We start from the raw sequence: 17,880 nt of genomic DNA, 5'->3' as shown, positions 1-17,880 counted from the left end.
ACTCCTCAACATTCAGAGTGAATTATTTGTTTTTTACTTTCTCTCTTAAATCAAAGCCTATGTCAGCAATCCCTATAATACGCACAATCACACCGACTGGCGGATAGAGAACCCCTAACACGATAGCGAAAATGGGCACCGCTTTTGAGATGCTTTTTTCGTGGCAATAATAGAAGATAAAAGAAAATCCCTGAATAAGCACCAGTATAAATAAAATTTGAAAAGCACTCGTTTGAACAAGCCATAAAAAGCTGCCTTTTTCCGTCTGAATCAGCATCAAAAGCAGTGTGAGTAAATAATACCATACCATGCTTTTTGGCAGCCGCATATCCTTAAATTTCTTCAAGACCGGCATGTCTTTGACAAACCGTTTGATCAGAGGCTGCACGAACCAGTGATTCACGAACGCCAGCAATGTGACACCAATTAACAGCGCTACAGGCAAAGCACTCAATGCAGCATCCTGCATCTCTCTGAACTGCTTCAGCTGCTTCGTAATGTTCTGCTCAGAAGCGCCGGATTGCTTTAAGACACTCTCTAACATCGGAATCATTTGTTCAATCGACTCTTTCGCGATACCCATGATATCGACTTGAAAAAGCTGAACACTGACAATAAAGGAGATAAGAAAAATGAATAAATAGATCAGCGCACCTGTAATGATGGCATTCCCAGGCTGCCTTCTGCTGTAGAAAACACCCATGCCTAATCCGGCAGCAATCAGAATTGGCGCACTCATGAGTCCAGCAAGAGACCCAATTAAAAAGCTGATCACTATCCCAATAGCGCCAGCAGCAATTCCTTTTTTCAAGCCGTGCCTGATTGTATAGAGGATAATCGGTATCGGAGCAGCTAGAAAGAAAATAATGGATAATAGCGGCACATACAAATAAAACAGCATCATGACAGAAAAAATACTGATCATGATAGCGCTCTCTACTAACGCTTTTGTTTGTTTCACACCTTCACCTCTATCCAATCCTTTTTCTATATCTTGCTCAATGTGTCCTTCTATGTATACGTACGATGTAAGCTACACCATGTCTTACCCCAACCTTTATTTTACCATAGCGGCAAATCGCAAGTAAAATGCAGGCTATCTTAGGAGCGTTTCACGTGGAACACCGATATAGATTCGAACATGCAACTTTTCAATCAGCATGTTACAATTTTTTAGATTATTCTTAGCTATAAACCCTGAATTCAAGGTCAAAAGCTGTTAGAATAGAAACATCATCAATAAATGTAAGAAGGAGAATTCACATGGGAAAAACACTCGTATTCGGACACAAAAACCCTGACACAGACACGATTTGCTCTGCTATCGCTTACGCTGATCTGAAAAACAAAATCGGCCTTCAGGCAGAAGCGGTCAGACTTGGAGAAATCAATGGAGAAACACAATACGCATTAGATTTCTTTAAACAAGAAGCACCTCGTTTCATTGAAACAGCTGCAAACGAAACAAAGCAAGTCATTCTTGTCGATCATAACGAATTCCAACAAAGTGTAAGCGATATTGATCAAGTACAAGTGACTGAGGTCATTGACCATCACCGTATTGCCAACTTTGAAACAAGTGAACCTCTATACTATCGCGCTGAGCCTGTTGGCTGTACAGCAACAATCTTAAACAAAATGTACAAAGAGAACCAAGTGAAGATTGAAAAAGAAATCGCTGGTTTGCTTTTATCTGCAATCATTTCTGATTCCTTGCTATTCAAATCCCCAACATGCACACAGCAAGACATTGATGCTGCGCATGAGCTAGCTAAAATTGCAGGGGTAGATCCAGAAGTTTACGGCCTAGACATGCTGAAAGCTGGCGCTGACCTAAGCCAAAAAACGGTTCAAGAATTAATTACAATTGATGCAAAAGAATTCGCACTAGGCAATAGCAAAGTGGAAATTGCGCAAGTTAATACAGTAGATATCGCGGAAGTAACAGCAAGACAGGCTGACATTGAAGCGAAAATCAATGAAGTCATCGCAGCGAAAGGTCTTGATCTATTCGTTCTAGTGATCACAGACATCTTAGAAAATGACTCCCTTGCTCTTGCACTCGGTACCGAAGCTGAAAAAGTAGAAAAAGCATTTAATGTCACACTTGAAAACAACACCGCTTTACTAAAAGGTGTTGTATCAAGAAAGAAACAAGTGGTACCTGCACTAACAGACGCACTTTCTTAATCAACACAACAAGACTGCTGACATGTTCAGCAGTCTTTTTTCTTCTTTTAATGAATGTACATATCGCTGACAAGAATATCCTTTAGCACACTTGTTGGAATCGTGAATTCAACTACACCCATGTAACCAGGTGCCACATCATATTCATTAAAGGAAATCACCAGTTTGCCTTTTGAATTGATATAGAAGCTTTGATCCGGCTTAATTTTCTTAAATGGATCCGCCATATCTTGCTTGCCAATCCAGTAAATCTTATTTGAATCCTCTTTCATCTGTTTCTTCATTTGATCTTTAATATTTTCACTAATGACATCTATATACCGATCATCTTTAAACAAGCTTGGTAATGTAATCAGTACATGATTTTTCTTATCCACCGTATCATATGTCATTTCCTCTGCCGCAGAAGCTTGAGTCGTCACCTTGTATCGACCTAGTGAGAGAATTTGGTCATTGTTCGTTCTCACTTCATATCCGCTCTCTACACTTAAATGACCATTTTTATAACCCTTTGTTTCCTTTTCAAAATCTTGATACAGCTTTTTGTTTTCAGCTAAATATTTTTGATTCAGGCTGTCTTGTAATTTTCCGTCCCCAAGCCCTGAAACGTGTGGTGTTTTAAGGTCAATATTCGTTCCTTGATCGCTCTTTTTAAATTCTGTGAATGTCACGACTTTCACCAGCTCGCCAATGACAGGCACCTCTGAAATGGCTCTTGCCGCCTGTGGACTGACATTAACAGTCGTGACAAATAGAGCAGCCGCAGCAACAAGTCCGATGGTCCATTGCTGAAAATGAGGTTTTTTGTTTTTTCGTTTCAATGTCCGTTCAACCATAGCATCATATTCCGGTGGAATAGGGATTTCTAAATATTCCTCTTTTAACTGTTCCAAATGCTTATCCATTTATATTTCCTCCTGCGATAATTCTACTTTTAAAAGCCGCAACGCCTTATATAATCTTGTTTTGATGGTGTTTTCGTTTTCTTCGAGAATATGGGCGATGTCCTCTAATTTTAAATCTTCAAAGAATCTCAAAATGATGATAACCCGGTACATCTCAGGCAAATCCTCTATGGCTCGTCTGACATCTTGATCCTCATAGACATCTGACTCACCCTTTGACAAGAATTCGAGTGTGTCATCATCTGTCACTTGCACCCGCTTCTTCTTTCGTAAAAAGTCTAGGGCAGCGTTCACCACGATTTTATAAAACCAGCTATGCATCTTGGTCGCATCCTCTAATCGGTGAACAGATTTGAGTGCTTTATGAATCGCCTCTTGAACGACATCCATCGCATCCTCTGGGTTTTTGACATAACTATAGGACAATCGATAAAAACTGTGTTTATGCTCCATTACGTAATCAGCAAATTGATCCTCAATCTTTCGTTTCTTCATTTTACAAAGAGCTCCTTTATCTTAAATGCGCATCGGTTATTTCTTACAATGGATAGACGCGCGCCTTTTGAAAATAGTTTGCGCTCGGTTATTTTTTTAACATGTCATCCCATTTCCGTTTCTATACAAAAAGAGCGAACCAGACAGGTTCACTCTTTCAAAGCAGATATTGTTTGATGGACAAACTGTTTAAGTGGAGAAAGCGGATGAATGATCGGAACGCCTGTCTCCTCTTCCATCTGCTGTGCCGCATGAACCATCGATAGCTGCATCACGCAAATATCTCCGCTTTTTTTCATACATCTTCTGAGCTGCTTTTTGATTTGCTCCTCATAAGCCTGTATATCACCATTTAGGCAAAGGTGAAAGACATCCTCCATCACCATAACTTCTGCATCAATCTGTTTGCCGTGCTCTTTTGCATATGATTTAAGCCGCTTCATCGTCCCTTCCACTGTATCCGGGTTTGAAAACACAAGTTGAAGAGGCCCTTTTCCCTGACAAATCAGCTCAAATAACGGTTCATCGATCGGAACAATCGGTCGTTTAAAAAGATGCTGCTGATCACCCAAAGCGGCAATGTATTGTGTACACGTGAGCAGAATGAGATCGGCTTCATCTTCTTGCATCAATTTGTTGATGACATAGGCTTGCTGCTTGTGTTGATCAAAAGTGGGATCTTGTGTAGCGCGTTCTATAAATGATGAATCGACCGTGTGATAAAGCGCAATATCGGTATCGCCAAAAACATCTTCTATATATGACTGATTGGACGGATGGGCGTGAAGGCAGTGTAATCGAATCATCAGGTTCGCTCCTCGTGAAAGTTTTCAATCATTATATCAATCCTTGTATGAAATAGGGAGCATGATGACCATATTGTTAGGGAGGTATTGAAGGAGGGATTTAATTGAAAGAAGAACAACACCCTAAATCATCTTCAGAGTCAGAAGACACTTTAACAAATCGGCAAGGTCATCCCGTAACAGACAATCAAAATATGAGAACCGTTGGGAATAGAGGACCAACTACGCTTGAAAACTACGATTTCCTAGAGAAAATTAGTCATTTTGATCGTGAACGCATTCCTGAACGTGTCGTCCATGCGCGCGGGGCCGGAGCTCACGGTTATTTTGAAGCCTATGGCACATTCGGTGACGAACCCATTTCCACTTATACAAGGGCAAAATTATTTCAGGAAAAAGGAAAAAAGACACCTGTTTTCGTTCGTTTTTCTTCTGTGATTCACGGCGGTCATTCACCAGAAACATTGCGTGACCCTAGAGGATTTGCGATTAAATTTTATACAGAAGAAGGCAACTGGGATCTCGTGGGGAACAACCTCAAAATTTTCTTTATCCGAGATGCTTTGAAATTCCCTGATTTGGTTCATGCCTTTAAGCCTGATCCTGTCACCAACCGTCAAGACGGCGAGCGTATTTTTGACTTCGTCTCGCAATCACCTGAAGCGACGCATATGGTGACATTTCTCTTTTCACCATGGGGCATCCCAGCAACCTATCGGCACATGCAAGGCTCAGGTGTCCATGCCTACAAATGGGTGAACCATGAAGGAAAAGCAGTGCTGGTCAAATATCACTTTGAACCGAAGCAAGGCATTCGCAACCTGACGCAAGAACAAGCTCAAGCGATTCAAGGAGAAAACTTTAATCATGCCACACAGGATTTGTATGAAGCCATTGAGCAAGGAGATCATCCTGAATGGGAGGTATATGCGCAGATCATGGAAGATGATGCCCATCCTCACCTTGACTTTGACCCGCTTGATCCGACAAAGCTTTGGTACAAGGATGACTATCCATGGAAACCGATTGGACGAATGGTGTTAAACAAAAATCCAGAAAATTATTTCGCAGAAGTCGAGCAGGTCGCCTTTGGGACTGGCGTTCTCGTAGACGGTTTGGATTTCTCAGATGATAAGTTGCTTCAAGGGCGCACCTTCTCCTATTCTGACACGCAGCGATATCGTGTGGGGCCAAACTATTTACAGCTGCCGATCAATGCACCGAAAAAGCATGTGGCCACGAATCAAAGAGATGGGCAAATGGAATACCATGTCGATCAAGGCAAAGAACAAAACCCTCATGTGAATTATGAACCATCGATCCTCGGCGGATTAAAAGAAGCCAAGCAGGATGGAAAAGATCATACGCCTTTTGTAGAGGGTGACGTCAAACGAGAAGCCATTGACCGCCCGAACAACTTTGGCCAAGCAGGAGAAACGTATCGCCGCTTCAATGATTGGGAACGTGAGGAACTGATTAAGAACTTAGTCAACACCCTTGCGACCTGTCAAAAGGACATTCAAGAGCAAATGATCGAAAACTTTACAAAGGCTGACCCTGATTACGGAAAGCGCGTCGCTGACGGCTTAAAAGCCTTCAAACAAGAACAGCCAAGCGGACCTATAGGCTCTACAGGCGCCGCACAAGCCGTGGACGAAGCGATCAACAACAGCACACCTTCTGATCCCTATTAAATAAAAAAGAATGCAGCGCCTAGGCTGCATTCTTTTTGTATCCATCGATTAAGCGTTTTGACCTTTTTTGATCCATTCTGCCACATTGACTGTACGTTTTGCCTGATGTTTTGCAGCAGCTTCTGCATCCTCTTGGATCTTTCCATTTTGGTCAACAGTGACACTCACGCCGTAAGGGTTGCCCCCTGCACCGTATAATGAGTCATCTGTGTATCCAGGAGCGGCAATAATCGCTCCCCAGTGGAACATCGTTGTGTAAAGGCTAAGAATGGTCTGTTCCTGCCCGCCATTCGGGTTTTGTGCAGAGGTCATCGCACTCACTGCTTTGTTTGCCAATTTTCCTTGGAACCATAAGCCGCCAGTTGTATCTAAGAATTGCTTCATTTGAGCCGGTAAGTTACCGAAACGTGTCGGCATGCTAAAGATGATAGCATCTGCCCACTCTAAATCACTTAATTGAACCTCTGGGACATCCTTTGTTTCGTCTAAATGTGCTTTCCATGCTGGATTTGATGCCACAACTGATTCTGGTGCCAATTCAGCAACCTTTAATACCTTCACTTCTGCGCCAGCTTCTTTCGCTCCAGCTTCAGCCCATTTTGCCATCTGATAGTTTGTACCTGTTGAACTATAATAAATAATCGCTAATTTTACGTTTTCCATTTGTTCCATCTCCTTTTGTTTGGTTTGCCCAAAAAGCTTCTGTAAAAATCCCACCTGTATTCCCCACCTTCATTAAAATTGACGACGATACCATAATGCCGCAGCATCGACTTCTTCTCTCGTTAGCTGATGTCCGCGATTTTCCCAATGAAGCGTAACTGAAGCGCCTGCGCCTTGCAGCAACTGCTCGAGCTCCTGTGATTCTTCTGGACGGCACATTGGGTCATTTTTACCAGCTGCTATAAAGACTTGTTTCCCCGCTAATGAAGGCAATGAAACCCCGCGTCTTGGGACCATTGGATGATGCAGGATAGCTCCTTTTAACGCATCCTCGTAATGGAATAAAAGACTTCCAGCAATGTTTGCCCCATTAGAATATCCGATAGCCACCACATTGTGACGATCGAACCCATATTCATCTGCTGCTTCTCCGATAAATGTATATAGTTCCTCTGTACGCTCAATTAAATCCTGCTCATCAAATACACCCTCTGCCAAACGCCTGAAAAAGCGCGGCATACCGTTTTCCAACACATTTCCTCTCACACTAAGAACGGATGCGTCAGCATCTACTAAATCGGCAAGCGGCAATAAATCTTCTTCCGTCCCGCCAGTACCATGCAGTAATAACAAAACAGGTCTTTGTTCATTCTTTCCTTTTCGAAAAAGATGCTTCATCATGAATCTCCTTTCCCTTTAATCTCTCTCACTTCTATTGGCAGCACAATTTGTTCAATCTGACTGCGCTGCGCCTCATATTGCGGTGGCAGTTTCAATGCTTCACCCATTGTTTCCACTGATTCATCGTGTGCAAACCCTGGAGGATCAGTCGCAATTTCAAATAATATGCCGCCAAGCTCTCTAAAATAAATAGCATTGAAGTAATTTCGATCTTGCACAGGTGTCACTTGATACCCGCTTTGCGCAATATGTCTTTGCCAATCTAATTGATCCTGATCATCTGTCGCTCTCCATGCAATATGATGCACAACCCCAACACCCATACGTCCGCGTGCAACAGGTGTCTTGTTCACATCAATCACATTGCCTATCTCACCAAACGAACGGAATCTCACATAGTCCTCTTCTGCTCCAACTCGTTCAAAACCCATTGTTTGTTCTAGCAGCTGCATCGTTTGCTCCGGCTGTGATGTTAACAAAACAGCTCCGCCAAATCCTTTTATCGCGACATCTGGTGTGACCCCGTTAAATGTCCACTCATTTTGTTTTCCCTCCGCTCGTTCTACTAGCTCAATCAACAAGCCGTGTGGATCTTCAAATGAGAGAAAGGCTTCATCAAAACGTTCAACCATTTCATAAGAAATATCAAACTGCTCAAGACGTTCCTTCCAGAAAGAGAAAGCGCCTGGCGGTACGACATATGTCGTCACGCCCACTTGACCTGCGCCAATTTGTCCCTTTTGTGCACCTGGCCATGGGAAAAACGTGATAATCGTCCCCGGAGATCCCCCTTCATTTCCAAAATATAAATGGTACGTACCCGGATCATCAAAATTAACGGTCTTCTTCACGAGACGAAGTCCTAAAACACCTGCATAAAAATCAACGTTCTCCTGAGGATGACCTACAATTGCTGTGATATGGTGAATTCCTTCTGTTTTCTTCACTTCTAATGACCTCCTCATCATGAAGTACAAGCCTCTATTCATTATGTCTTTACTGACGTCTTTATATTATCTCGAATTCGAGATATTAAATCAAAAAAATATATTTATCTCGAATTAAGGATATGATGTTTTTAAATAAATGTCAACGGTTTTTGTTTTCCCTTTTAAAAAAGCAGGTCTGCTTTTTACATAACAGACCTGCTCTTCCTTGATTATTGCAGTAATTTTTTCTTTTTTAAATAGGCTTTCGCAACCTGAAATGCATCCTTACCTTTCACATTTACTTCATAATTCATTTCTCTCATCTCATCATCTGTGATTTGACCACCAAGCTTATTGAGAGAGGTCTTGATCTCAGGGAACTCAGTTAATGTCTCCTGTCTTAGCAGCGGTGCTCCTTGATATGGCGGGAAAACATGCTGATCATCATCAAGCACCTTTAATTTGTATTCCCTCAATTCACTGTCTGTCGAATACGCATCGACTAAATTGATATCTCCTTTTTGAATCGCTCGATACCGAAGCTTCGGTTCCATCGTCAAAGGAAAATTGATAGGTCTTTTGAATACCTAGATACCCATCCTGTCGATCAGAAAATTCTAAGGTGAATCCAGCCTTTATGCGATTCTTGATCTTGCCTAGATCTGAAATATTGGATACATCATATTGATCAGCCAGCGACTGAGGCACGGCTAAAGCATACGTATTGTTGTAAGCCATCGGCTCAAGAAGGCGGAGCTGAAAGGATGATTCCAAACCACGCCGCGCTTGCTCATACACTTTTTCTTTATCTGTGCTTTTCGCTGTTTGTTTGAGGAACTCAGAAATCGCAGTACCGGTAAACTCAGGATAAATATCAATATCACCAGACCGTAAAGCTTGAAAAACAAAGGACGTCTTGCCAAGACCAGGCTTAAGATTGACTTGAATATCCGTATCCTGTTCAATTAAAAGCTTATACATCGAGATCAGGATTTCAGGCTCTGATCCTAACTTTCCACCGATGGTGATTTCTTTCTTTTCTTGTTGAAACAGTAATGGGCCTGCGACAACTGCTCCTGCAATCACAGCAAAAACCGTCACAGAGATCACAGTCTTTTTAAAAGAGATTTTCTCAAAAGTGCGCAGCACCACATCAAATAAGAGTGCGAGTAAGGCAGCTGGTATAGCCCCAATGACAATGAGCGACATATCATTTCGATCAATTCCCAGCAAAATCAGACTTCCTAACCCCCCAGCTCCGATCAGTGCGGCAAGAGTGGCAGTTCCCACAATGAGAACCATCCCGGTTCTGATACCTGCCATGATTACTGGCATGGCCAAAGGCAGCTCCACCTTTAATAACCGTTTGCGGTGATTCATTCCCATGGCAAGCGCCGCTTCTCTCAGGGAAGGGTCGACCTCCTGAATGCCTGTATATGTATTTCTTAAAATAGGGAGTAAGGCATAGACGACAAGCGCAATAATGGCAGGCACTTGTCCAATCCCAACGAGAGGAATCAACAAGCCAAGCAGCGCGAGCGACGGAATTGTTTGCAAAACCGCCGTCACCCCAATCACCCACTCTGCAAGCTTTGGCACCCTCGTTAAATAGATACCTAATGGAATGGCAATCAAAATGGCTAAAAATAAAGCAATAAACGAAATTTGAATATGCTCAAGTAAGGCGTGTCCCAATTGTTCTTTTCGGTCCAATAACACACTGATCCAATCATTCATGTGACTCGCCCCTCTCTCTAGGAGAATCAGCTAAAAACTGAATCACCGCTTGACGATTCACTAGTCCAATTCGCTCCCCGTCCTTTTCTACAGCCAATTCCTCATGCTTTGCCAATTGGGATAAGACCTCATCCAGCGTGGCATGTGCTGTGATCACTTCATAGCCTAAAAGAGACTCATGAGCCATTGGTCTAGCCATGGCCTCTAGCTCAAACGCTTGATGTCCCACATGGCGAGCAGCCCCTGAAACAAACTCCCGAACAAAAGCATTGACTGGGTGTTGAACCAATTCCTCTGGACGACCAATCTGCACCACTTCCCCTTCCTTCATGATACAAATTCGATCACCAAGCCTCATCGCTTCCTGCATATCATGCGTCACGAAGACAATGGTCTTTTGAATACGGCGCTGCAAATCAAGCAGATCATCCTGCAATTTCTCCCTCGTTAGTGGATCTAACGCACTAAAGGGTTCATCCATCAGGACAATCTCAGGATCAGCTGCAAGTGCACGTGCCACACCGACACGCTGCTGCTGTCCACCAGATAGCTCTGATGGCTTTCGAAGTCGATACATAGCAGGATCAAGCCCAACCATCTGCATCAATTCATCCACCCGCTTATTGGTCTCATTTCGGCTCCACTGTTTGAGCTCTGGCACCACGGCGATATTTTCTTCAATGGTCATATGAGGAAAAAGAGCAATTTGCTGCAGAACATACCCAATTTCCCAGCGCAGCTCATACATATCATAATCATTTATTTTTTGACCCTTTATGTAAATCTCACCTTCTGTAGAAGAAATGAGACGATTGATCATTTTCAATGTCGTCGTTTTCCCGCTTCCACTAGGTCCGATAAATACAAAAAATTCACCTTTCTGAATCTCTAAATCAACCGATTGAACGGCATAGCGCTCATCAGAAAATTGCATCGATACCTTCTTAAATTCAATCATCTTCCCACGCCCTGACTGCAATTATTTTCTAGACTATCAATATGACAGATTGACCCCGTATTTGTATAGAACAAACTGTCACTTTCTCTCTCTTTTACATACTTCCCCTAGGATGCCCGCCAAAAACAGCTCTAGCCAATTCGGATGAGATTCTTAGTGAAACAAATAAAAAAAGCGAAGAGCTCGAGGCTCTCCGCTTTTAAGTCAACGACTTACTCACCAGTAACGTATGGAAGTAATGCCATTTGACGTGATTTTTTAATCGCTAATGTCAATTTACGTTGATACTTAGCGCTAGTTCCTGTTACACGACGAGGTAAAATTTTACCACGCTCAGAAACAAACTTTCTAAGAAGATCAACATCTTTGTAATCGATGTGCGTGATACCGTTAGAAGTAAAGAAACATACCTTACGACGTTTCGCACGACCGCCTCTGCGTCCACCTGCCATTTGTTTTCACACCTTTCCTTTAGTCAATTTTTCAGATCAATTAGAATGGCAAATCATCATCGGAGATGTCAATCGGTTTACCATCATTCGCAAATGGGTCATCATTGAAGCTATTTCCCTGATTACGATTTTGTTGGTTGCTCTGATTGCCATATGGATTTTGATTTGGTTCATTTCCGAATGGATTCTGATCGTTTTGGCTACCGCCATAATACTGGCCTCCGCTATTGCCACCGCCGCTGTATCCACCTGAACCAGCACCGCCGCTCTTAGGCTCAAGAAATTGAACACTTTCAGCTTGAACCTCTGTCACGAAGACACGCTGTCCTTGCTGATTTTCATAGTTTCTTGTCTGCAAACGACCGTCTACACCGGCAAGACTTCCTTTTTTCAAGAAATTAGCCACGTTCTCGGCTTGTCTTCTCCAAGTAACACAGTTAATGAAATCGGCTTCACGCTCTCCAGATTGATTCGTAAACGTACGATTCACAGCTAGAGTAAACGTGGCTACAGCCGCACCATTAGGCGTGTAGCGAAGCTCAGGGTCTTTTGTTAGTCTTCCGACCAATACAACACGGTTTAGCATATTGAAAGACCACCTTTAAATATATATTTCAATGATTTATACTTCTTCTTTAACAACAATGTGGCGAATGATATCGTCACTGATCTTAGCTAAGCGGTCAAATTCTTGAACTGCTGCAGCGTCAGATTGAACGTTTACGATTTGGTAGAAGCCTTCACGGAAATCGTTGATTTCGTATGCAAGACGACGTTTACCCCAATCCTTTGTTCCAGTGATCTCCGCACCGTTAGAAGTTAACACGTTATTGAAACGCTCGATAACTGCTTTTTTAGCCTCATCGTCAACTGTTGGGCGGATGATGTACATAACTTCGTACTTTCTCATCTGATTGCACCTCCTTTTGGTCTAAGCGGCCCTAAACGGGCAAGGAGCAATAAATTATATTACTCACAATTGTATATTATAACAAATCTCTTGGCCTATGACAAGAACCTATACATTAAAACGGAAATGAATGACGTCTCCATCTTTCACTACATATTCTTTACCTTCTAGACGGACTTTTCCAGCCTCTTTTGCAGCAGACATGCTTCCACCAGCAAGTAAATCTTCATATGCAACCGTTTCAGCACGAATAAACCCACGTTCAAAGTCCGTATGAATGATTCCAGCACATTCCGGTGCCTTCATTCCTTTTTTAAACGTCCAAGCGCGTACTTCCTGCTCACCTGCTGTGAAATAAGTAGCTAAACCAAGAAGTGAATAAGATGCTTGAATCAGCTGATCTAGACCTGACTCTTTGATGCCAAGCTCTTCAAGGAACATCTGCTTCTCTTCTCCTTCAAGCTCTGCAATTTCAGACTCGATCTTCGCACAAACGACGATGACTTCAGCATTTTCACCAGAAGCAAACTCACGGATTTGCTGCACATATTCGTTACCGTCATGATCCGCTACTTCATCCTCACTCACATTTGCTACATAAAGAACTGGTTTAGATGTGAGTAAATGAAGCTGTTTCACAAGCTTCTGCTGCTCATCTGTAAATTCTACAGATCTTGCCGATTTCCCAGCTTCAAATGCGTCCATTAGCTTCGACAAAATATCAAATTCAGCTACCGCTTCCTTATCCTTTTGTTTTGCAAGCTTACTCACACGAGCCAAACGCTTTTCAACTGTTTCTAAATCAGCCAAAATTAATTCTAAATTAATGGTTTCGATATCTGACACAGGGTCAACCTTACCTGATACGTGTGTGATGTTATCATCTGCAAAAGCTCTCACCACGTGACAGATCGCATCTACTTGACGAATGTGAGAAAGGAATTTATTTCCTAAACCTTCACCTTTAGAAGCCCCTTTGACAATACCGGCAATATCAGTGAATTCAAAAGCAGTAGGAACTGTCTTTTTCGGCTGCACCAATTCTGTTAGTTTTTGCAAACGCTCGTCTGGAACTTCTACAATTCCGACGTTTGGATCAATGGTACAAAACGGATAGTTAGCAGACTCCGCTCCAGCCTGTGTAATTGCATTAAATAGCGTTGACTTCCCGACGTTAGGTAAGCCAACAATACCAGCTGTTAAAGCCATTCTTTCATCTCCTCTATATCAAACGTGCTCGTTATACTGCGTAATATGAACCTAGAGCAATTATAAGTAGGTTTACATGAAAAGACAAGCTAACCGTTATGCATTATCAATAGAAGAAACATTGCCAAAAAGGATAAATCAGTGCTTTAAAACGCGAATTCACACCTGCTTCTTCTATACAAAAGACGAATTTCATCAAAAAAGCATGAGGCCTACTTAAGCAGTTGGCTCCTCATGCTTGACGAGAATTTTCTTCATTTTTCGTTCAAAGTCTCTTCTTGGGATCATCACGCTGTGCCCGCAGCCTTCACATTTAATGCGAATATCCATGCCCAATCGAATAACTTTCCACCGATTGACACCACATGGATGGGGTTTCTTCATTTCAACGACATCATGTAACCCAAACGCTTTGTCTGCCATCAGCCTTCACCTCTCTTGCTCACTTCATTGAATCTATTGTACAAAAAAACGGCGATGAAGAGCAATGTACAAAACAAAGAACCTCTTTCAATCATTCATCCTATTCTTTTTTATAGAAAAAACCCTTCTTTTAGATCATTTTATTTGTGACCAATAGTTACTTAAACTCCGCTTTTTTTCAATATTGTCACAAACACTGTAGGTCAAAAGGTTTTTATTGGTAGAACGCTGTGGTTTTTCCATATTTTTTGATTTATGATATCTGCATAAATGTTATGTGAGGGAGCAGGTACGATGGTCAATCGAAAGGATAGATTAACTGATAAAGAATATAAAATCATATCCGATCATGCTGGAAACATAGACAATTACCAGCAGCACCATACGATAGAAATAGGTCAGCAAACGCTCACTGTCCATGATTTTCTCAAGGTCGATCATCAGTTATATGGTTTAACGATGCAGCCGGAACAATCAGACGAGTTCATCGTCGCTTTTCACTGTCCACAGCCAAATCAAATGCCGGTGACCTCGCCACAAGATGTACACACCGCGGCACAGTCATTGCTTAAAACGGATTATGCCTATCCCATTGAAAGGAAGTCCCTTGATGGCAATCAAGATCATGTCTTTTTTAAAGGAAAGGAATACATAGAGCAAGTCTGTCAGCAGCATCCAAATGCAGGTATCTATCTCACTGGACAAGCCCTTGCCGGTGCTGTTTGTGCTTATGTTGCAACAGAACAGCCAGCTGTCAAAAAAGCCGTCACCTTTGATAGCCCAAATATATGGAGCAGTCTGTCGCCTGCGATTCAGCAGAAAGCGCAGCAAGGTCAATACACACGGATATTGACTGAATATATTCAACCTAGTCATTATGTAGGTTTACTCAATCGTCATGATCATGGGGTTGGTCAAGTCAAGTATACTGTACCGCCACGGCAGCAAGACGCCGTCCAAGAACCCGTTAAATACAAGAAAAGAGAAATTGATACCTTTTTAAAATCAGCTTTTGCGTCTATGAATATAGAATGGAACGAATCCTTTGATACAAATGCTTTTTTAGCTCTTATTTCTGGGAGTTACAAAGTAAATGGGTATTCATTCCACACAGATGGGTCTGCCCGTATTTTAGATGAACAGCTTGATCATAATACAAGTTTTACAGCCATGCTGTTGCAAGAAATCCATTCTGGACGTGCATATGCACAAAGCGGCCTTGAAATTATCATAAAATCCCATTTACTTAAAAATTCATCTTACGATCTCCAAAGCGTGATTGAACATGAAGTACACACTATATTTGAGAAAATCGATGGGATCGATGAAAGTGTAAAAGACGCCGTCCAGCATGTAAAACAGGAGCTCAAAGGACTCGTCGGCTTTGGTCACTATGATTTACTAAGTCCTAGTGATGTGGAAGCACTAGTAGAGGAAGTGAGGATGGAACAACATCATTCCTCCTTTTATTCACACGAAAAACAGCTGAATGCCTTGTACACCCTGAGAGATTACGAACAAGAACTTTCTACCCTTTCAAGACATATGTACACAATGGGTGATGACTACGCCAAGGCAGATAGACGCCTTGCGATGCAAATGGGTATTCATTAAGAAAGGAGTCATCGCATGATCAATCAAAATAAACCTCCTAGTGACGCTCAGCGTTTCTTGCAAAATGTGAGTGCCCGCCGATCCATGTCTGTATTTGAAAATCAATCGGCACCGCAAACACAAACGCAGTCCCCAGAAGAAATGGCCGCAATTCAGGCCATACGCAGAGAAGGACAGCGAAAGGATCTAAAACGGCTGCTCAAAATGCGGCTTCATAACGAATTAGCAAACACTCGCGTGCACTTGGAGTATCAATTGTCTAAAACCGAAGATATGATCAACCAAACGACCATTGTCAAACAACACATCTCCCAGCATTTAAAGGGACAAGCCATTTCAGAATTAGAGGAACGACTTCAGCGTCTCAAGCAAATGCCAGTCTATGATGATATCAAAGACGCCATTGATTCTATTCGGATAAAATAAGCACCGCTCTGACAAAGAGAGGTGCTTATTTTATTTTATCAATATAATTTTTAGAGCGAGAAAATATCTTTTTACTTAAAATCGGATATAGCATTAAACAGACAAGCAAATAAAGATTCAGCAAGCTATATATCGGATACAAGAAAGCAATCAAATCGGCAAACCCAAGAGATGTTAAAGGCGCCATCAACAGAAGCATCACGAGCACAACCAGCCAGCGAGGCATTGATACAAAAGAAAGTATCCGGCTGGATAAACCAAATAAACCTGCCGCTGTCGTCGTATAAATAGCTAGACAAAGGACAACAGTCATAAACACAAACAATGATGTCGGCGCTCCTTCTAATACTGTAAACAAAGGAATGCCTTCTGCTGATAGGCTCCCAGAAATATCAACCAGTATTTCGTTATACACGTACGAGATGACCCCAAAAATCAGGCCGCTTAATATACTCGCCACTTTGGCCTCTCCAAGCCCCTTCATTTCTTTCCCAACCGAAGACAATACTGCGACAACAGATAATATATTCAAAGAAGCAAAGACAATGCTGGCAGGCCAATTGTACTGCTGCCCAAAATCAATCCGCCACATATGATCATGGTTCATATAATAAAAAACAAACGCATAGATGAGCCCCGCCACCAAAATTGGTATAATGAAAGCATTCACAGATAAGAGCCCTTTCACATCCCAGAAAAAAATCATAAATGAAAACAGACAAAATGCACCGATGCCAATCCAAAATGGCACATGATACATCTCGAGTGTTACCCCGCCACCGGCAATCATGACTGTCGTTGTCGTGAATAAATAAAGGACAATTAAAACGTCATACACTTTAGCCAGCCATGGACCGACAAGCCGCTCTAGCACTGGCACAAAGTGATCGGCACGTACCTCATAACTGATTTTCAACACCACATAGGTAGACAGCATGAACATCAATGTAAACAATAGAATGGCTAGTCCGCTATCAATGCCAAAAAACTGCCAAATTTCTTGGCCGGAAGCATACCCCGCTCCTATTAAGCTTCCTAAAATTAAAAGCGTCCACCTTGAACCAGCCTTCCACACAATCATCACCTCATAGGTATAGAATTAAGCTTGTTTCCGTATACTGTTACTAACTACTATGACAAGGAAGTGAGACCTATGAATAGCAAGAACGGTCTTTTTTTTAGAAATAGGGTGAAAGAATACGTGTCCCATACGGATACAAACGCCATTCAACAGCTTAAAAGTATTTTATTCTCGCATCTTCAGAAAGCAGGAAAAAGACCCGTTGCCATCGTTTGTATTGGAACAGACCGCTCAACAGGCGACTCTCTAGGTCCACTTGTTGGTACAAAACTTTCAGGTCTTGATTTGAAAAAGCTTCATGTATATGGAACGCTCTCTGACCCAGTTCATGCGGTCAATTTAAAAGAAAAGCTCGCTGAAATTGAACAAGCTCATAAACATCCGTTTATTGTAGCGATTGATGCCTGTTTAGGAAGAGTGAAAAGTGTAGGCTCCTTCCAAATTGGAGATGGCCCGTTAAAGCCTGGGGCGGGTGTACAAAAGGAGCTGCCAGAGGTAGGAGATATTCATATTAATGGAATCGTCAATGTGAGCGGTTTTATGGAATACTTCGTTCTCCAAAACACACGTCTTCATCTTGTCATGTCTATGGCCAATACACTTTCTGAAAGTCTATCTCACATCGATCAAATGGATTGGACAAGAGAAAAAAACCGGTCCCTTTTCGCTCCTATTCAAAATATCACTGGGAGAATATAAAAAAGACC

General features: G+C 42.1%; 19 protein-coding genes and 1 pseudogene. 5 read left to right on the top strand and 15 right to left on the bottom strand.

Going from position 1 to position 17,880, the window contains the following annotated elements:
• Positions 1-22: 22 nt before the first annotated feature.
• Complete coding sequence (locus C6Y03_RS03810; protein ID WP_142393299.1) at positions 23-961, bottom strand: YybS family protein; 939 nt, start codon at positions 959-961, stop codon at positions 23-25.
• A gap of 302 nt (positions 962-1,263) precedes the next feature.
• Between C6Y03_RS03810 and C6Y03_RS03805 the strand changes: the two genes are divergently transcribed.
• Positions 1,264-2,190, top strand: a complete 927-nt coding sequence (locus C6Y03_RS03805; RefSeq protein ID WP_106038850.1) for a manganese-dependent inorganic pyrophosphatase — start codon at positions 1,264-1,266, stop codon at positions 2,188-2,190.
• Between the two features lie 47 nt (positions 2,191-2,237).
• Here C6Y03_RS03805 and rsiV read toward each other — a convergent pair whose 3' ends face one another.
• The 3 genes from rsiV to C6Y03_RS03790 all read right to left on the bottom strand — a co-directional run bounded on the left by rsiV (position 2,238) and on the right by C6Y03_RS03790 (position 4,396).
• Complete coding sequence (gene rsiV / locus C6Y03_RS03800; RefSeq protein WP_106036341.1) at positions 2,238-3,095, bottom strand: anti-sigma-V factor RsiV; 858 nt, start codon at positions 3,093-3,095, stop codon at positions 2,238-2,240.
• A complete protein-coding gene (gene sigV, locus C6Y03_RS03795; protein ID WP_060597696.1) occupies positions 3,096-3,590 on the bottom strand; it encodes an RNA polymerase sigma factor SigV in 495 nt (164 codons plus the stop codon).
• Positions 3,591-3,739: 149 nt separating this feature from the next.
• Positions 3,740-4,396 (bottom strand): hypothetical protein, encoded by a 657-nt coding sequence (locus tag C6Y03_RS03790; RefSeq protein ID WP_106038849.1) that lies wholly within the window; start codon positions 4,394-4,396, stop codon positions 3,740-3,742.
• A gap of 194 nt (positions 4,397-4,590) precedes the next feature.
• On the opposite strand from C6Y03_RS03790, the gene katX reads away from it, so the two are divergent.
• Positions 4,591-6,090, top strand: coding sequence for a catalase KatX (gene katX / locus C6Y03_RS03785; RefSeq protein ID WP_252067886.1), 1,500 nt, complete (start codon positions 4,591-4,593; stop codon positions 6,088-6,090).
• A 48-nt stretch (positions 6,091-6,138) separates the two neighbouring features.
• On the opposite strand, the gene wrbA is transcribed toward katX, so the two are convergent.
• The 10 genes and pseudogenes from wrbA to C6Y03_RS03735 all read right to left on the bottom strand — a co-directional run bounded on the left by wrbA (position 6,139) and on the right by C6Y03_RS03735 (position 14,052).
• Positions 6,139-6,753 carry an NAD(P)H:quinone oxidoreductase gene (gene wrbA / locus C6Y03_RS03780; protein WP_189318274.1) on the bottom strand — a complete coding sequence of 205 codons (615 nt, stop codon included), beginning with the start codon at positions 6,751-6,753 and terminating at the stop codon, positions 6,139-6,141.
• Positions 6,754-6,825: 72 nt separating this feature from the next.
• Positions 6,826-7,434, bottom strand: coding sequence for an alpha/beta hydrolase (locus C6Y03_RS03775; RefSeq protein WP_142393298.1), 609 nt, complete (start codon positions 7,432-7,434; stop codon positions 6,826-6,828).
• Positions 7,431-8,402, bottom strand: a complete 972-nt coding sequence (locus C6Y03_RS03770; protein ID WP_045210176.1) for a ring-cleaving dioxygenase — start codon at positions 8,400-8,402, stop codon at positions 7,431-7,433. The genes C6Y03_RS03775 and C6Y03_RS03770 overlap by 4 nt, the downstream gene beginning before the upstream one ends.
• Positions 8,403-8,593: 191 nt before the next feature.
• A pseudogene (locus C6Y03_RS03765) lies at positions 8,594-10,100 on the bottom strand (ABC transporter permease/substrate-binding protein).
• Entirely contained in the window at positions 10,093-11,058 is a 966-nt protein-coding gene (locus tag C6Y03_RS03760; RefSeq protein ID WP_106038846.1) for an ABC transporter ATP-binding protein, read from the bottom strand. The pseudogene C6Y03_RS03765 and the gene C6Y03_RS03760 overlap by 8 nt, the downstream one beginning before the upstream one ends.
• A gap of 212 nt (positions 11,059-11,270) precedes the next feature.
• Positions 11,271-11,510 carry a 30S ribosomal protein S18 gene (gene rpsR / locus C6Y03_RS03755; protein ID WP_008347556.1) on the bottom strand — a complete coding sequence of 80 codons (240 nt, stop codon included), beginning with the start codon at positions 11,508-11,510 and terminating at the stop codon, positions 11,271-11,273.
• Between the two features lie 40 nt (positions 11,511-11,550).
• Positions 11,551-12,096: a single-stranded DNA-binding protein SsbA gene (gene ssbA / locus C6Y03_RS03750; protein WP_034660649.1), complete on the bottom strand. Its 546-nt coding sequence runs from the start codon at positions 12,094-12,096 to the stop codon at positions 11,551-11,553.
• A gap of 36 nt (positions 12,097-12,132) precedes the next feature.
• Positions 12,133-12,420 carry a 30S ribosomal protein S6 gene (rpsF, locus tag C6Y03_RS03745; protein ID WP_003215073.1) on the bottom strand — a complete coding sequence of 96 codons (288 nt, stop codon included), beginning with the start codon at positions 12,418-12,420 and terminating at the stop codon, positions 12,133-12,135.
• A 108-nt stretch (positions 12,421-12,528) separates the two neighbouring features.
• Complete coding sequence (gene ychF / locus C6Y03_RS03740) at positions 12,529-13,629, bottom strand: redox-regulated ATPase YchF (protein ID WP_034660650.1); 1,101 nt, start codon at positions 13,627-13,629, stop codon at positions 12,529-12,531.
• Between the two features lie 216 nt (positions 13,630-13,845).
• Positions 13,846-14,052, bottom strand: coding sequence for a DUF951 domain-containing protein (locus tag C6Y03_RS03735; RefSeq protein WP_012011910.1), 207 nt, complete (start codon positions 14,050-14,052; stop codon positions 13,846-13,848).
• A gap of 294 nt (positions 14,053-14,346) precedes the next feature.
• On the opposite strand from C6Y03_RS03735, the gene C6Y03_RS03730 reads away from it, so the two are divergent.
• Positions 14,347-15,666 carry a hydrolase gene (locus C6Y03_RS03730; protein ID WP_106038845.1) on the top strand — a complete coding sequence of 440 codons (1,320 nt, stop codon included), beginning with the start codon at positions 14,347-14,349 and terminating at the stop codon, positions 15,664-15,666.
• Between the two features lie 15 nt (positions 15,667-15,681).
• Positions 15,682-16,092 carry a hypothetical protein gene (locus tag C6Y03_RS03725; protein ID WP_106038844.1) on the top strand — a complete coding sequence of 137 codons (411 nt, stop codon included), beginning with the start codon at positions 15,682-15,684 and terminating at the stop codon, positions 16,090-16,092.
• A 25-nt stretch (positions 16,093-16,117) separates the two neighbouring features.
• On the opposite strand, the gene C6Y03_RS03720 is transcribed toward C6Y03_RS03725, so the two are convergent.
• Positions 16,118-17,173 (bottom strand): YkvI family membrane protein, encoded by a 1,056-nt coding sequence (locus C6Y03_RS03720; RefSeq protein WP_106038843.1) that lies wholly within the window; start codon positions 17,171-17,173, stop codon positions 16,118-16,120.
• 72 nt (positions 17,174-17,245) lie between these two features.
• Here C6Y03_RS03720 and yyaC point away from each other — a divergent pair, with 72 nt between their 5' ends.
• Complete coding sequence (gene yyaC, locus C6Y03_RS03715; RefSeq protein ID WP_034660655.1) at positions 17,246-17,872, top strand: spore protease YyaC; 627 nt, start codon at positions 17,246-17,248, stop codon at positions 17,870-17,872.
• Positions 17,873-17,880: the final 8 nt, after the last annotated feature.

Origin of the sequence: Bacillus sp. LNXM65, assembly GCF_002998575.1 — a bacterium.
GTDB lineage: Bacteria > Bacillota > Bacilli > Bacillales > Bacillaceae > Bacillus.
This window is presented reverse-complemented; position numbering and strand designations above follow the sequence as displayed.

Excerpts from the sequence above, each read along its gene's own strand:
- C6Y03_RS03805 (WP_106038850.1), top strand. The coding sequence starts at position 1,264 with ATGGGAAAAACACTCGTATTCGGACACAAAAACCCTGACACAGACACG.
- rsiV (WP_106036341.1), bottom strand. The coding sequence starts at position 3,095 with ATGGATAAGCATTTGGAACAGTTAAAAGAGGAATATTTAGAAATCCCT.
- sigV (WP_060597696.1), bottom strand. The coding sequence starts at position 3,590 with ATGAAGAAACGAAAGATTGAGGATCAATTTGCTGATTACGTAATGGAG.
- C6Y03_RS03790 (WP_106038849.1), bottom strand. The coding sequence starts at position 4,396 with ATGATTCGATTACACTGCCTTCACGCCCATCCGTCCAATCAGTCATAT.
- katX (WP_252067886.1), top strand. The coding sequence starts at position 4,591 with ATGAGAACCGTTGGGAATAGAGGACCAACTACGCTTGAAAACTACGAT.
- wrbA (WP_189318274.1), bottom strand. The coding sequence starts at position 6,753 with ATGGAAAACGTAAAATTAGCGATTATTTATTATAGTTCAACAGGTACA.
- C6Y03_RS03775 (WP_142393298.1), bottom strand. The coding sequence starts at position 7,434 with ATGATGAAGCATCTTTTTCGAAAAGGAAAGAATGAACAAAGACCTGTT.
- C6Y03_RS03770 (WP_045210176.1), bottom strand. The coding sequence starts at position 8,402 with ATGATGAGGAGGTCATTAGAAGTGAAGAAAACAGAAGGAATTCACCAT.
- C6Y03_RS03760 (WP_106038846.1), bottom strand. The coding sequence starts at position 11,058 with ATGATTGAATTTAAGAAGGTATCGATGCAATTTTCTGATGAGCGCTAT.
- rpsR (WP_008347556.1), bottom strand. The coding sequence starts at position 11,510 with ATGGCAGGTGGACGCAGAGGCGGTCGTGCGAAACGTCGTAAGGTATGT.
- ssbA (WP_034660649.1), bottom strand. The coding sequence starts at position 12,096 with ATGCTAAACCGTGTTGTATTGGTCGGAAGACTAACAAAAGACCCTGAG.
- rpsF (WP_003215073.1), bottom strand. The coding sequence starts at position 12,420 with ATGAGAAAGTACGAAGTTATGTACATCATCCGCCCAACAGTTGACGAT.
- ychF (WP_034660650.1), bottom strand. The coding sequence starts at position 13,629 with ATGGCTTTAACAGCTGGTATTGTTGGCTTACCTAACGTCGGGAAGTCA.
- C6Y03_RS03735 (WP_012011910.1), bottom strand. The coding sequence starts at position 14,052 with ATGGCAGACAAAGCGTTTGGGTTACATGATGTCGTTGAAATGAAGAAA.
- C6Y03_RS03730 (WP_106038845.1), top strand. The coding sequence starts at position 14,347 with ATGGTCAATCGAAAGGATAGATTAACTGATAAAGAATATAAAATCATA.
- C6Y03_RS03725 (WP_106038844.1), top strand. The coding sequence starts at position 15,682 with ATGATCAATCAAAATAAACCTCCTAGTGACGCTCAGCGTTTCTTGCAA.
- C6Y03_RS03720 (WP_106038843.1), bottom strand. The coding sequence starts at position 17,173 with ATGATTGTGTGGAAGGCTGGTTCAAGGTGGACGCTTTTAATTTTAGGA.
- yyaC (WP_034660655.1), top strand. The coding sequence starts at position 17,246 with ATGAATAGCAAGAACGGTCTTTTTTTTAGAAATAGGGTGAAAGAATAC.